Origin of the sequence: Candidatus Epulonipiscium viviparus, from assembly GCF_000171335.1 — a bacterium.
Taxonomy (GTDB): Bacteria; Bacillota; Clostridia; order Lachnospirales; family Cellulosilyticaceae; genus Epulonipiscioides; species Epulonipiscioides viviparus.
On the sequence record NZ_ABEQ01000028.3, the window covers coordinates 1 to 13,473 of the forward strand.

A 13,473-nucleotide genomic window follows, 5' to 3' on the forward strand; every position below is an offset into this window, starting at 1 on the left:
GAATATCCAACGATTTTTCCATTTTTAATTTCCGTAAATGCCAGAGAAAACTTTTCATTTGCATACATATTGGTTTGATTTTTTACTTCAAAAATAGTTTTATCGGATACATTCATATTTTGAATAGTTATTTTCGTTGTGCGATATCCCTTAAAGTAGTAGTTGGCAATCAACGAGCTTTTTATATTTAAATTAATGGCATTATTTATCTGGCTAATTTCCATATATATAAATGGATTATATTTTGATATTTGGTCATTTTGTTCAGCACTTCTGGTTAAATTATTTTTTTTTCGATCACCTAAAATTCTTTTTATTTCTTGTTTTTGTAAAAAAGCAATATTATCTTCTTTAACGACTCTCTCAGCAATTTTGCTGTCACCTATTATTTGCTTGGCCATATAATCTTTTAAATCTAATAATTCGGTTAGATCTCCATTAATTTTAGAATGAAAAAGAATATTTAATGCAGCATTTGTTGGCATTTCTTCACCTCAATATTAATAAAAATAGAGGTAGTATATTCTACCCCTAAAAAACATCTTACGCTTGCTTTCTTTCTTCTGAATATAACATAATAGGAATACTTACTTTCTTTGCTAATCTATCTTTATTAAAATTATTAGTTAATTTATCAAATAAATTTTGCTCCTCTGGACAAATAATTAAATCTATATTATATTCACTCACCACACTAATTATAGTATCAATTTGCGGTCCAATTTGACAAATTACCTCTTTATCAGTGCGAGTTATTATAGACTTAATCTTGGTAGTAATGGCTCTATGAGCTGTATCAATACTGTCCATATTTAAGTTTGCGATAGAATACAAAATACTTGGATATGCATAAACGCTTGAAAAAGTCAGTGGACTGGTGATGTACAAAATAAAAAGTTTTGCCCCTTTTTGCACGGCTATGTCTTCTGCATACAATAACGCTTTGGAATCCAAAGCATTTGAAATTGGTAATAGAATATTCATATATTCATTCCTCCTTTGACGTTTTTTATATTATACCATAAATTGGATTAAGATCTAGGCTTAAAATGAAATTTAATCCATAAATTTTTCAGATTTTAATTCCACATTAGAAAAAATGCTATCAATATCCATTGTTTTAACCGATTTTTTCAATTTAAACTGAATCTTTGCGCTTTCATTTGGAGACAAATTTCCTATCAACATATCTGTGTCCAATTTATCAAGCAAAAAACTTCCACGTTCTCTATGTATTATTAATTTTTCTATCAAATCTGTCACCTTATTTATATTTGAACTTAATGGTTTGAAATGCAGCTTAACATTATTAACTGTATCTGTTGACGTATTTGTCACCTTAATAATATATTCATTTTCGTTTGCATTTGACAAAATTTCCATAAAATCCCTCCAAAAAAATATAATTAGAATAGCTATCTATCCTAATTACTTTATACCCTAATATGAAAATAAGAAGAAGTTCGATTTACTTTTTCTATCAAACTTCTTTAGAATCTTTTAATTTCGAGAGTATTATTTTCTACCCATCCAAGGTGGAATATAGCTGCGATTAAACGGTATACATCTTCCGTAGTAGTGGTCTTTAAACCAAGCTGGATCACACTCATATTCATCCGCTTTAATACTATCTACTTTTTCAAATAAACTATCTAAACCTGTTAACTTTATTGGAATATTTTCAACTCTTGGTACAAATTTAGTATTGCCATCCTCACCTGTTACTACCTCAACCCAATGCTTGGCTATCACACAGGTATAGTGTCCTTCTTCATTTACGCATTTAAGTTCATAATATTCTCCTGGTTTGGAGTTTGGTCCGGTCTGCTTAGCAAATGGCACTTCCTTAGTTTGTATGCCTGGATATATAGCGCCACCAGGTACATATTGATTAATTATTTCCGGAGTAATTACTGGTCCTGGACCACTTCCTGGCATCACTGGTTGCATCGGAGTTATATCTGGTTTTGGAGACGGAACAGGATGCGTTGCTATATATTGATAGATATAATCTATTATCTCTTGATTGAGTGCAGCTCCTGAGCTATCTCCGGGAACTACATAGTTAGGGTTAAACGGGGTTGACGGAATCGATGGTGTTTGATTATCTATTATAATAGGCATAATGTTGCTATCCCCAGGGCATTCTTTGTTACAAGGATAATTTGCACCGTAGCCTTGGCAGTTATGATAAATATACGGATAATGCGCGAACCATTGTGGATCTATTACGAACACCTTGTTTTTATCATCTGGCTTTATATTACTCGCAAACATCGAATATGATGCTCTTGACATTTCTGATGGATTTAATTTATTGCAATTACATGGCATATTGATAACCTCCTATTAAATCTAGTTTTGATCTTGCTTCTGAATGTTTTTACTATTCATAGTAGTATAGTATGCAGGGTTATAAAAAAGTGCGCCTGTCTTTTTTTAAAAATTTTTATATTTTTTTTGCGGTAATATTTTGAAGGGCTCACAGCATATATATATCTTAATTGGACAAGCATTTTAGTATTAGGAGGTTAAACTAATGAAAAATTTTATACTATCGTTTCAAATAGGTCTTGTTTTTGTCGGCAGTATTGTTGGAGCCGGTCTTTCATCAGGACGTGAATTAACTCAGTTTTTTGCTATATATGGATATAAAAGCTTTTTTGGTCTTTTTATCTGTGCTTTATTATATGTAATAGTTGGAAAGATGATAATATTTTTGAGTATTAAATACAAGGTAAAATCATATGGTGAATTTATAAATTTAGTATGTCCAAAACCTATTGCTATCTTCACAAACATAATTTTAACCCTATTTTTACTTTGCTCCACATCTATAATTTTGGCCGGAAGCGGCTCTGTGATCAAACAATATTTTGGCATCGATAAAATTTTTGGCATTGCATTAATGATTGTTATCAGTGTTATATTTTTATTAAGAGAAACTAAAGGTATTTTTGAAGTAAATAATGTTACCGTACCTATTTTAATTATCATTATGGTTTCTATATTTATTGGATATGGCATGAACAATCAGGACCAAATGAATTTTGAATACATAGTTTCACTACCTTATCATAAAAAAAGTTATCTCATCTCCTCTTTTGTATATGCAGGCTTTAATATTATTTCTATTGTAGGGATATTAGTTCCTCTTGCTAGTGAAATTCAAAGCAACAAACTTCTTCTTCGAGGTGTCGTAATAGGTAGTATTATTTTAACCATAATTAGTATTATTATTGTATTTTTAATGATGGTAAATCCCACTTATGCTATTAAATATGAAATCCCAATTTTGGCAGTTGCCCAAAGAATCGCCCCATGGCTCCAAGTCGCATTGCTATTTATGATTTGGCTCGAGATGTTCTCTTCTCAGATTTCCAATATTTATGGCCTTACCAAAACATTAGAAACCAAATTTAATATTTCGTATCGCCATGGTGTTTTTCTTAGCATTGTTCTTGCACTTCCTTTATCATCTGTAGGCTTTACAAATTTGGTAGATATGCTATATCCTCTTTATGGCGTTTTAAGTCTCGCTTTTGTTATTTGCGTTATTACGTTCTATACAAAGCAAAAAGTAAGCTTGACCAAAGTATATAATTAATATTTTCTTGTGCCRATGCATATCACGTTGGCACTTTTTCTTTGTCTCAAATCATGTTATTTTTATGCTCTTTTTGGGAATACTCTAAAATAGAAAAGGAGAGCATAATATATGAAAAAATTTAGATTACACTCGGACTTTGCTGCCATGGGGGACCAGACTGCGGCCATTTCAGTACTATCCGAAAGTATAGAATCAGGAAATCGATATCAAACTTTGCTTGGTGTAACAGGATCTGGAAAAACTTTTACAATGGCCAATATAATAGAACAAACGCAAAAACCAACGCTAATTATTGCTCATAACAAAACACTTGCAGCTCAGCTATACAGTGAATTTAAGGAATTTTTTCCCGATAATGCTGTAGAATATTTCGTCTCTTATTATGACTATTATCAGCCAGAAGCATATGTCGCTCAAAGTGATACCTTTATAGAAAAAGATTCCAGCGTAAACGAAGAAATCGACAAGCTGCGCCACTCTGCTACTGCGTCGTTAGCCGAAAGACGCGACGTAATCATCGTTGCCAGTGTATCTTGCATATACGGACTGGGYGACCCCCTAGACTACGAAGATCAAGTGCTTTCCATACGCACCGGAATGGATTTCGATCGCGATGATCTATTACGAAAATTGGTACACATTCAATATACTAGAAACGATGATGACTTCAGCAGGGGTACATTTCGAGTTCGAGGTGATGTTGTAGAAGTTATTCCTGCAGGAATGAGCGAAAGCGCTATTAGAGTAGAGTTTTTTGGAGATGAAATCGAAAAAATTTCTGAAATAGATTCATTGACGGGCAAGGTTTTAGGCATCCGCAATCACGTTTCTATCTTTCCTGGCTCACACTATACAGTTTCTCCTGACAAACTTTCAGCTGCCATAAAACGAATCGAATCCGAATTAAATACGCAACTGCTGGAACTGAAAAAGCAGGATAAACTACTAGAAATGCAAAGACTCACCCAACGTACAAACTTCGACATAGAAATGCTGCGCGAGATGGGGTATTGCTCTGGAATTGAAAATTATTCCTTGCATCTATCTGGCCGCGATTATGGTAGCACCCCTTTTACGTTGCTAGATTATTTTCCAGATGATTATCTTATTATAGTCGATGAGTCTCACATTACTCTGCCTCAAATTCGAGGAATGTCTAATGGCGATCGTGCACGCAAAAGTACTCTCGTCGACTATGGCTTTAGATTGCCCTCTGCGATAGATAATCGACCTCTAAATTTTGATGAATTTGAGCAAAAGATAAATCAAATTTTATATGTTTCTGCAACACCCTCGCAATACGAACTCGAACATTCCGAAGCGATAGGCGAACAGCTAATACGTCCTACAGGCCTTCTGGATCCTGCAATAGAAATCAAGMCCRTAACCGGACAAATTGATGATCTGCTTACCCAAATTCACTCCACTGTTGCAGCTGCTGGAAAAGTACTAGTTACCACCCTAACCAAGCGAATGTCCGAAGATTTAACTGCGTATCTCCAGGAAGTGGGAATCAAAGTAAAGTATTTACATTCAGATATAGAAACATTGGAGCGCATAGAGATAGTTAGAGATTTGCGAATGGGAGTTTTTGATGTGCTAGTGGGAATAAACTTATTGCGAGAAGGGCTTGATATACCAGAAGTTTCGCTTGTTGCCATACTCGATGCCGATAAAGAAGGTTTTTTACGCTCTGCGACATCACTCATCCAAACCATAGGTCGCGCTGCCAGAAATAGCCAAGGACGCGTCATAATGTATGCAGATACAATTACCAGAAGTATGAAAATCGCAATAGACGAAACAAATCGAAGACGCAAAATTCAGCAAGAATACAACGAAGCTCATGGAATCACTCCACAAACTATAAAAAAAGCTGTCCGCGAACTGATTGCTGCAACAAAATCTGAAAAAACCGCAACCACAATAAATAAATCCCCAGAGTCTATGAGTGCGGTCGAACTTGAACGCGCAATAACCAAAACCGAAAAATCGATGAAAAAAGCTGCTCAGGAGCTGGAATTTGAGAAAGCTGCCACTCTCCGAGACGCTCTAATCGAACTCAAAAAATATTATACAATTATATAGTATAATTCTTTTATGTATTTTTTGAATAATCACAAACTGCCATAATAGCATCTACCAGCGCCTCTTTAGAATCGCGGCTAACGAGGTCTTGCATTTTATTTTGTACTATTTGTCTCTGAACTCTATTTTGTGCAAATATCTGCACTTGYTTCGTCATTTGCGCAGCACTCACCATTCCAACAATTCCYARTCCCTCAATTAACATATCTTGCCACAAATTTTGYCCCCACACTATRTCGGTTCGTCGCACTACAACTCCTATGGTCGGCATTCCTATCCCTATCAAATCATACATATAGTTATTATAACTCATCAACGCCATATCACACGTCCACACTACACTGTCAAAATCATCCTCGGTGAAAAATTCCACTCGCTTACTTTTTATTCTGGTTTGCATCTTTTTTGTCTTTTCCATTCCRTTTGCTAATATYACTTTAATATTATAATTTAATTCCGTAACATCTATTAACAAATCTTCTGTTCGCACATGGTCAACAAACATCAAAATATTCTTTACATCTTCAATCGGCACCATTGGGGAATGCAAAAATTCATCTCGTATCAACAACGCATCTTTATCTCCTATTACTTCACAATTGTTTGACGCAAAATAATTCCTCTGCTTGCTACCATACACAGGATTAATAATCATATCGCACTCCATAAAAGGATTATCATTTTGCTCATCAACACATATTATTTTTTTAAATATTTTCGGACATTTTTTGTTAAATTCCTTAGTTTTAAGCGGACTATCTATTATTATGCAATCCCCTTTAAATCTTTCTAACTCGCCCAGCAGATCCGCATATTCATACACATTATATCCCTTTGTTCGCAGATACGATATTCCCCTACTGTGTTTCGCATCACAATAAAACGTTATTTCACAATACTTTTGCAATACTTGAGCCAATGCATCCATTCTATGAAATGATTTTAACTCACCTCTCTTACCTTCATCTACTTTGATTAATATTTTTGACATATTTGCAACCTCCTTATTATATAGATCTCGCTGGAACGCCTACAATGATACTTTCCTTCGAGACATCTTTTGTGACTACTGCACCTGCGCCAATAATAACATTTTCTCCTACTGTACGAGATTGTATTATCACAGCCTTTGCCCCCACATGCGAATTATTGCCAATTGAGACTCCTCCCAATACGCAAGCACCGGGCGCCACATGAACATTTTCGCCTATCCGGCAATCGTGCTCAACTATAGCTGCAGTATTTATTATACCAAATTTCCCAATTTTTGCATAGCAATTTATAACTGCTACTGGCATAATTATAGTTCCTTCATCAATCGTTGCCGAATCCGAAATTACGGCACTAGCATGCACCAATGTAGGAAATTTGAATCCGATTTTCTTTAACTTGCTATATATTTTAAATCGCAGTTGCGCATTTTGACCAATTCCAATCGCTACATTGCCCACCCCCGCTTCAAACACATGCTCAAGCTCTTCATCACCGCCCAAAGAATAAATTCCATCCTTCCACAAGCTTCCCTTTGCAAACCTCGCATCTATCACTCCAGCTATTGCGTATCTCCCATCACTTTCTATAACATCCTTTACAACTCCTGCATGCCCCCCAGCACCGATTATCACAATTTTTTTTTCCACAAGCGCACCTCTTTTCTACAACATCAAACTACCTGCTATATCTTCGGGCATTATAATCGCATCTTTTTTTATATTAGTGGCTGCCGCTTTCCCTAATATTTTTTTRCAGGCCATTGGCGAAATTCCGGCTGCYGGACGTCTAAAATCTAACATAGATGCGTCGATAATCGCTCCAGCTGCTATATCAATTTTGGCCACAATACTTCGCCTTACCTTGCTTCTCATTAAATCTTCCGCAGCGGTTGGTGTTTTTATACCATCGCCCAAGGCAACTTCGGCTGCTCTAATTTGATAAACGTATTCCGCAAACTCTACTTCTGTCGCTGAAGCCTTGTGGTCGGGGCCAACCATGTTCTTATCCAACGTAATGTGTTTCTCTATCACTTGGGCACCTAAGGCTGTTGCAACAACYGCGCATATCGCATCGTCCGTGTGATCTGAATATCCAACCGTTGCGGCAACCTCTTTTAACTTTACCATAGCACGAATGTTCGCCTCCGCTATTGCAGTCGGATAATTGGTGGTGCAATGAAGCAATGTTATCTCTGCCGCACCAGCCTCTTCCAATATGTTTACTGCATCCACAACTTCCTCAAAAAAACTCATCCCTGTCGAAAGGATTATCGGCTTTTTAGATTTTGCAGCAGCAGCTAGAAATGGCGCGTTTGTCACCTCTGTTGAACTAAGCTTCACTATCTCCATACCTATCGAAACCAAAAAATCGAGTGCGCCTACGCTAAAGGGAGTCGATAAAAACATAATTCCTACCTCATCACAATAGCATTTGAGCTCTCTAAATTCATCATATGTCAGCTCCAACCTGTTTAACATTTCAAATTGAGTTTCTACAGTTGCATCATTAGCTTGCTGATACGCCACCTTTGCTTCAGCTGCAGCCACAACATCTGATGCTTTAAATGTTTGAAACTTGACAGCATCAGCACCGCATCGTGCGGCCATATCCACCAATTTTTTTGCGATTGCAACATCGCCGTTATGATTTACGCCTGCTTCTGCTATAATAAACATCACATCATCTCCTCAAAAATTATCTGTATCTGCGCATTAAAATACTAATTTTTTTGTAATCAGTCTTTCGTTAATTTCCAAATCTTCTAATATGCTGACTATTTGCTCGCTGGTATTTCCTATTCCGTATAAGCTAACTGTGCGATCTACCTTATTTCTAAACTCTGGGCTCAGTGCTTTTTGAATGGCTTTTGCTATGTCTTCTTTTTTATTCGAACAGCTCAATATGTTAGTTGCCATAAGTCTTCCGGCTTGCCTTTTGCCAATATTTACCACAGGCTTTTTAAATATCGGTGCCTCGATTAAYGCACTCGATGAATTGCCAATGATCAGCCCCGCATATTTCATTGTGCTTAGGTATTTTTGAGTGCCCAAAGATTTAAATAGAAACACATTTTTGTGAGTTGCCTGAAATTCTTTCCATCGTTCTATAATATATTCTCCGCCATTATCGGCATTGGGGTAGGTGATTATCATAGTATTGTTAAAGCCATCTAGTGCGGTTATCAGCTCATCCATTTCATATGCTAACATCTTTGACAGCGTTGCCGGGTGATAGGTTATTAAAAATGTGTCGGCATCTACAGCCACTCCTAATTGTTCATTTAATGCTTTGTGAGATAACAGCTTGGTGGTGATTATATTTTCTATTCCCAATGCACCCACTTGTTTGACTCTAAATTTTTCCTCTCCCATAAATTTTATATTGTTTGCATAGACATCGGCTTCCGGAAAATGAATATGCGACATCTTCGTAATGGCGTGTCTAATTTGCTCGTCATTTGCTCCATAGCTAACTTCTCCACCAGCTATATGTGCAATCGGAATGTTCATCGCTGTTCCCGCACTGGCACAGGCCAACATCTCATATCTGTCACCCAATATTAGCAGCATATCTGGCTTAAACTCTTCTATTGCATCTGCTAATGCACCCATTAATTTTGCCATCGATTTCACAATACCTGACTTTCCAGCATCTTCCACTTCCATGGATATTTTGGCAGCAATGGGGATTTCATCTTGCTCGATCTCTTCAACAGTCAAGCCATATTTTTCGCTTAAATGAGTTCCCGTCACAATCAATATTAGTTCAAGATCGTCTGATTCCTGAATATGTCGCAATACATTTTTCAATAATCCATATTCTGCTCTAGTTGCTGTCACTACCATAATTGTTTTCATCACGTTCTCCTTTTGGTTTAAGCAAGCCATTTATATATTATTCATTAACATTTTTGCCAACTCAAATTCCAAAGCGGTGTCGATATCTACAGATTTTTGAATTGGCATCACGTATCCAGTAGCATTTGCTAGGTGTAAACTTTTGTTTTTGATCACTTCTTCTGTTTTGGCAAAGTATATCGCACCATTTAACTCATATACTGTAGGCAGATCTTGCCGTCTTAAAATCATTTCTGCATCAATAAATGAATTTAACTGGTTACCTTCAAAAACTTTCATCCAATACGGATTGCTCCGTGCTTCTGTTACGCTATAGCAAGCATCAAAACCAGTGTTTAAACATTTTTCTATACAGGAATCGACGTCTGCTGCCGTTCTAAAAGGCGATGTACATTGAAGCAAACATATAAAGTCTGGCATATATCCATTTCCTTCGAGAGTTTTTAGTAAATGCAAGACCACCTCCGCGCTAGTTGCCGTATCTGTGGCCAAACATTCGGGACGCATAAACGGTACTTCTGCTCCAAACTTGAGGGCAACTTCCGCAATTGCCGCATCGTCGGTCGAAACTATAGTGCGAGTTATATGCTTCGAGTTTATTGCAGCTGCAATAGTGTATGCAATAAGCGGTTTGTCACCAAGCATTTTGATATTTTTTCCAGGAAGACCTTTTGACCCTCCCCTTGCCGGTATAATTCCCAAAATCTCCATAGTCATTACTCCTCTATTAAAATAGCAGTGACTAATAGTTAGCGGTTAGCAGTTAGGATTTTATCTGCTAGCCACCACATACTAATCACTGCCTTATTTAATGCCATTTAAAATATAGTTTAACATTTTTTTATAGTATTCTTCTTCTTCGAGTTCCATACGACCTTCTTTTATAGCAGTGTCTTTATCCAAAACAATCACGTGTTGGGTATGGCAATCGATATGCTTGCTATCATAGGCTACGGTAAAGACCTCTATAAAGTTATTTACCAGCTCTGCCAAGAAATTGAGAGTATTTAGCGCAATAACGCGATATGGCTTGAGCTTCCAGATATAGTGTGTGAAGTATGCCAACCTATCAAGATACTCTAGCTCTCGTTTCTCTTCGTATCCTACACCACATCGAAATATTTTATGCTCATTTAATATTAACTGTACTTCTTCTTCAACTTCAGGATTTATGCTAACACCAACTCTATACTTTTTGGCCAGTGAAATTTCCTGCAAAAGCGAATCAGAATTCATAATATATACTTCTGTAATTTGATCAAAATATTTATCGATACATTGAATAATTTTTGCAAACTCCTCTGTTTCTAGAGTTCCAACGCCCAAAAACTGATTTACCACAATGACTAATCGATGCGACTTTCTATCATCTGGCGTCAAAAATGGCATTTCGCTAGCATCAACATAATTTTTTAATTGCAATAGCATATAGTCATACATCYCTGGTTCAACCTCAAATGTCGAATTCGGTATCAGGCTGATTCTCTTAAGCATCAAAAATACAAACATCCTAAATACAAAATCAATCTTTTCGTTGATAATTAAATCTTTTAAGGCAGATACAGCAAACTCACTTTGAGTATCTTCTGCCAACTCTAGCAATTCCCTAGCATACGCATCTAGCTTACGTTGGTTATTTTCTCCATTTTTAGCAATATTGGCAGCTTTCAAATGTAATTCTTCTTCTAAAACAGTCATATAAGCTCCTTTCTAGTTGTCGATTCGATCGATTTTTTCTATCATATCTTCCATCAGATGAAGGTCTCCCATATCTAGCCATTGCCCAGATCTAATCGGAAACGTTCCCACTTTTTTGCCTTGCTCTAAATATATTTCTATCAAATCTGTAATATGAAAAAACACATTGCTGGGTATATCCTCTAAAACTTCTGGTTCCAATACGTACACTCCTGTATTAATTTGAAAACTATACTCTGGCTTTTCACTAAGGGCACAAACCTCCCCCTCATCTTTTGTTATCACCACACCATATGGAATTGTATAGGTGGTAAGCGAAGTCACTAACGTAATTTGGTTCTTATTGGCTTTATGATGCGCAATAATTTCGTCATAGCGAGCATCAATGAGAATATCGCAGTTTGTAACAAAAAATGTTTCGGTAAGCTTTCCCCTTAATAACGACAGGCTTCCTGCAGTGCCATAAAAATCACTTTCTTCTATATAAGAAAAATTATATGGACTCTCTATGTCTTCTAAATAACTTTTAATCATCCCTTTTTTATAATTTAGTGTTAGAAAAAAATCAACGCAACCATAGTTATTAAATCGAGATAAAATATGCTCTAAGATAGTTTTTTCACCAATTGGAATGAGTGGTTTTGGCAAAATTTGTGTATAAGGATACAACCTGGTGCCCTTTCCACCTGCCATAATCACAACTTTAGCATTGAGCTGTGCGCACTCTTTTTTTACACTATTAACTACTCGCTCAACAAATTTTATGTCTATAATTTTATAATCCACATCTAAAATAGGAATAGCAAAGATGATCCCGCCGCTAAATATCTCTTGAATCTTTTCTTCTTCATCGTGTAGCGCATACAAAAAATTGGTATTCATTATATTGGTAACATCTGCATCTAAAGAGCCATTTTTTAGAATCCATCGCCTAACATCGCCGTCTGTGATGGTTCCTTCTGCCTTTCCATCGTTTGCCACAAAGAGAATCTTCTTAGCTGTATCATCTAATCTTTTGATCGCTTGTTTTACAGTACAATTTTTATCTATTATCAAGTCGTTTAATTCTTTATCCATTTGCTAGTATCTCCTTAATTGCCGTTACAACATTTTGAATCTCCTCGCTTTTTAGATTTGAGCTACATGGAATATTGATAATAGAAGTTACGTATTTATCTGCCCTTTCTATTTCGAAAGCATAATCACTCTGGTATGGCGCTTGCTTATGGATCAATCCCCAAATGGGCCGCGACCCTATGCCCTTATGCAGCAATGATTGTATAAATTTTCCAATATCAATCCCCTCAGCAAATTGCACACTATAGAACCAATAATTCGGTCTTATATCTGTTCTAAAGTTTATCAATTCCACTTCAGTAACACTTTTTAACAACTCCTTATATAGCTCATAGTTATTTTTTTTAATAGCAACAAATTTCTCCAGCTGCTCGAGCTGCCCCACTCCAATTGCAGCCTGAACATTAGTCATTCTATAATTATATCCTATTTCGTTATGGATATAGTTTAACTCATCGTCTTTTGCTTGAGTACTCAGATATTTAATATGCTTGAGCTTGTCTGCGTCTAACGCAACAACCATTCCGCCGCCGCCTGTTGTTATAATCTTGTTTCCATTAAACGAAAATACCCCAAAGTCCCCAATAGTACCTGCAAATTTTTTGTGACCATCGACTATAGCATAAGTTCCTAGTGCCTCAGTCGCGTCTTCTATCACTTTTAGATTATACTTCCTTGCTATTGCCATAAGCGCCATCATATTGGCAAGGTTTCCAAACACATGAACCACCATAATTGCCTTGATCGGCTTATCTCTAAATGTCAACACATTGTTTGCAAATACACATTCAGTTGCAACAAACTTTTCTACCTTTGCAACATCGAGGCATAGGCTATCGTCGCAATCCATAAACAACGGTGCCGCTCCCACATATTTGATCGGATTTACTGCAGCTATAAACGTAAGCGTCGGTGCAATTACGTAATCTCCTGCAGTAACCCCGGCTTCTAGTAACGCAAGATGCAATCCTGCAGTTCCGCTTGCCACTGCCACTGCCGCGGGTGCGCATATATATTCAGCTAAATCTTTCTCAAACTGATTTATATACGCGCCTCCAGTAGAAACCCACTCGGCCTCTAATGCTTTTGTTACATACTTTAATTCATTACCTTTAAGATTTGGTACTGATAACGGTATCATAACATCAC

14 protein-coding genes are annotated in these 13,473 nt (G+C 36.5%); 2 read left to right on the forward strand and 12 right to left on the reverse strand.

Annotated features, from left to right (window positions below; all coding sequences use genetic code 11):
• The 4 genes from EPU_RS11620 to EPU_RS11625 all read right to left on the reverse strand — a co-directional run.
• Positions 1–485 (reverse strand): hypothetical protein (locus tag EPU_RS11620; protein ID WP_010167396.1); only part of this gene is annotated, 485 nt, incomplete at its 3' end.
• Positions 486–543: 58 nt separating this feature from the next.
• On the reverse strand, positions 544–984 hold the full coding sequence (locus EPU_RS05380) for a universal stress protein (RefSeq protein WP_010167397.1): 441 nt from the start codon (positions 982–984) through the stop codon (positions 544–546).
• Between the two features lie 72 nt (positions 985–1,056).
• The gene (locus EPU_RS05385; protein ID WP_010167398.1) at positions 1,057–1,383 is read right to left on the reverse strand and encodes a hypothetical protein; all 327 of its coding nucleotides are present in this window, start codon (positions 1,381–1,383) and stop codon (positions 1,057–1,059) included.
• A gap of 132 nt (positions 1,384–1,515) precedes the next feature.
• A complete protein-coding gene (locus EPU_RS11625; protein ID WP_010167399.1) occupies positions 1,516–2,334 on the reverse strand; it encodes a hypothetical protein in 819 nt (272 codons plus the stop codon).
• Between the two features lie 205 nt (positions 2,335–2,539).
• Between EPU_RS11625 and EPU_RS05395 the strand changes: the two genes are divergently transcribed.
• Both EPU_RS05395 and uvrB read left to right on the forward strand, forming a co-directional pair.
• Positions 2,540–3,607, forward strand: a complete 1,068-nt coding sequence (locus tag EPU_RS05395; protein ID WP_010167400.1) for a YkvI family membrane protein — start codon at positions 2,540–2,542, stop codon at positions 3,605–3,607.
• 111 nt (positions 3,608–3,718) lie between these two features.
• Positions 3,719–5,698 (forward strand): excinuclease ABC subunit UvrB, encoded by a 1,980-nt coding sequence (gene uvrB / locus EPU_RS05400; protein WP_010167401.1) that lies wholly within the window; start codon positions 3,719–3,721, stop codon positions 5,696–5,698.
• Between the two features lie 10 nt (positions 5,699–5,708).
• On the opposite strand, the gene EPU_RS05405 is transcribed toward uvrB, so the two are convergent.
• From EPU_RS05405 to EPU_RS05440, 8 genes are all read right to left on the reverse strand, one after another.
• Positions 5,709–6,689, reverse strand: a complete 981-nt coding sequence (locus tag EPU_RS05405) for a hypothetical protein (RefSeq protein WP_029488071.1) — start codon at positions 6,687–6,689, stop codon at positions 5,709–5,711.
• Positions 6,690–6,705: 16 nt separating this feature from the next.
• Complete coding sequence (locus EPU_RS05410; protein WP_010167403.1) at positions 6,706–7,338, reverse strand: acetyltransferase; 633 nt, start codon at positions 7,336–7,338, stop codon at positions 6,706–6,708.
• 15 nt (positions 7,339–7,353) lie between these two features.
• On the reverse strand, positions 7,354–8,367 hold the full coding sequence (gene neuB / locus EPU_RS05415; protein ID WP_029488072.1) for an N-acetylneuraminate synthase: 1,014 nt from the start codon (positions 8,365–8,367) through the stop codon (positions 7,354–7,356).
• Positions 8,368–8,403: 36 nt separating this feature from the next.
• The gene (gene neuC, locus EPU_RS05420; protein WP_010167405.1) at positions 8,404–9,549 is read right to left on the reverse strand and encodes a UDP-N-acetylglucosamine 2-epimerase; all 1,146 of its coding nucleotides are present in this window, start codon (positions 9,547–9,549) and stop codon (positions 8,404–8,406) included.
• Positions 9,550–9,579: 30 nt separating this feature from the next.
• The gene (locus EPU_RS05425) at positions 9,580–10,260 is read right to left on the reverse strand and encodes an acylneuraminate cytidylyltransferase family protein (RefSeq protein ID WP_010167406.1); all 681 of its coding nucleotides are present in this window, start codon (positions 10,258–10,260) and stop codon (positions 9,580–9,582) included.
• Positions 10,261–10,353: 93 nt separating this feature from the next.
• Positions 10,354–11,247 (reverse strand): hypothetical protein, encoded by an 894-nt coding sequence (locus EPU_RS05430; RefSeq protein ID WP_010167407.1) that lies wholly within the window; start codon positions 11,245–11,247, stop codon positions 10,354–10,356.
• Positions 11,248–11,259: 12 nt separating this feature from the next.
• Positions 11,260–12,324 (reverse strand): nucleotidyltransferase family protein, encoded by a 1,065-nt coding sequence (locus EPU_RS05435; RefSeq protein ID WP_010167408.1) that lies wholly within the window; start codon positions 12,322–12,324, stop codon positions 11,260–11,262.
• Entirely contained in the window at positions 12,317–13,465 is a 1,149-nt protein-coding gene (locus tag EPU_RS05440) for a LegC family aminotransferase (RefSeq protein WP_010167409.1), read from the reverse strand. Before EPU_RS05440 ends, EPU_RS05435 begins: the two co-directional genes overlap by 8 nt.
• Positions 13,466–13,473: the final 8 nt, after the last annotated feature.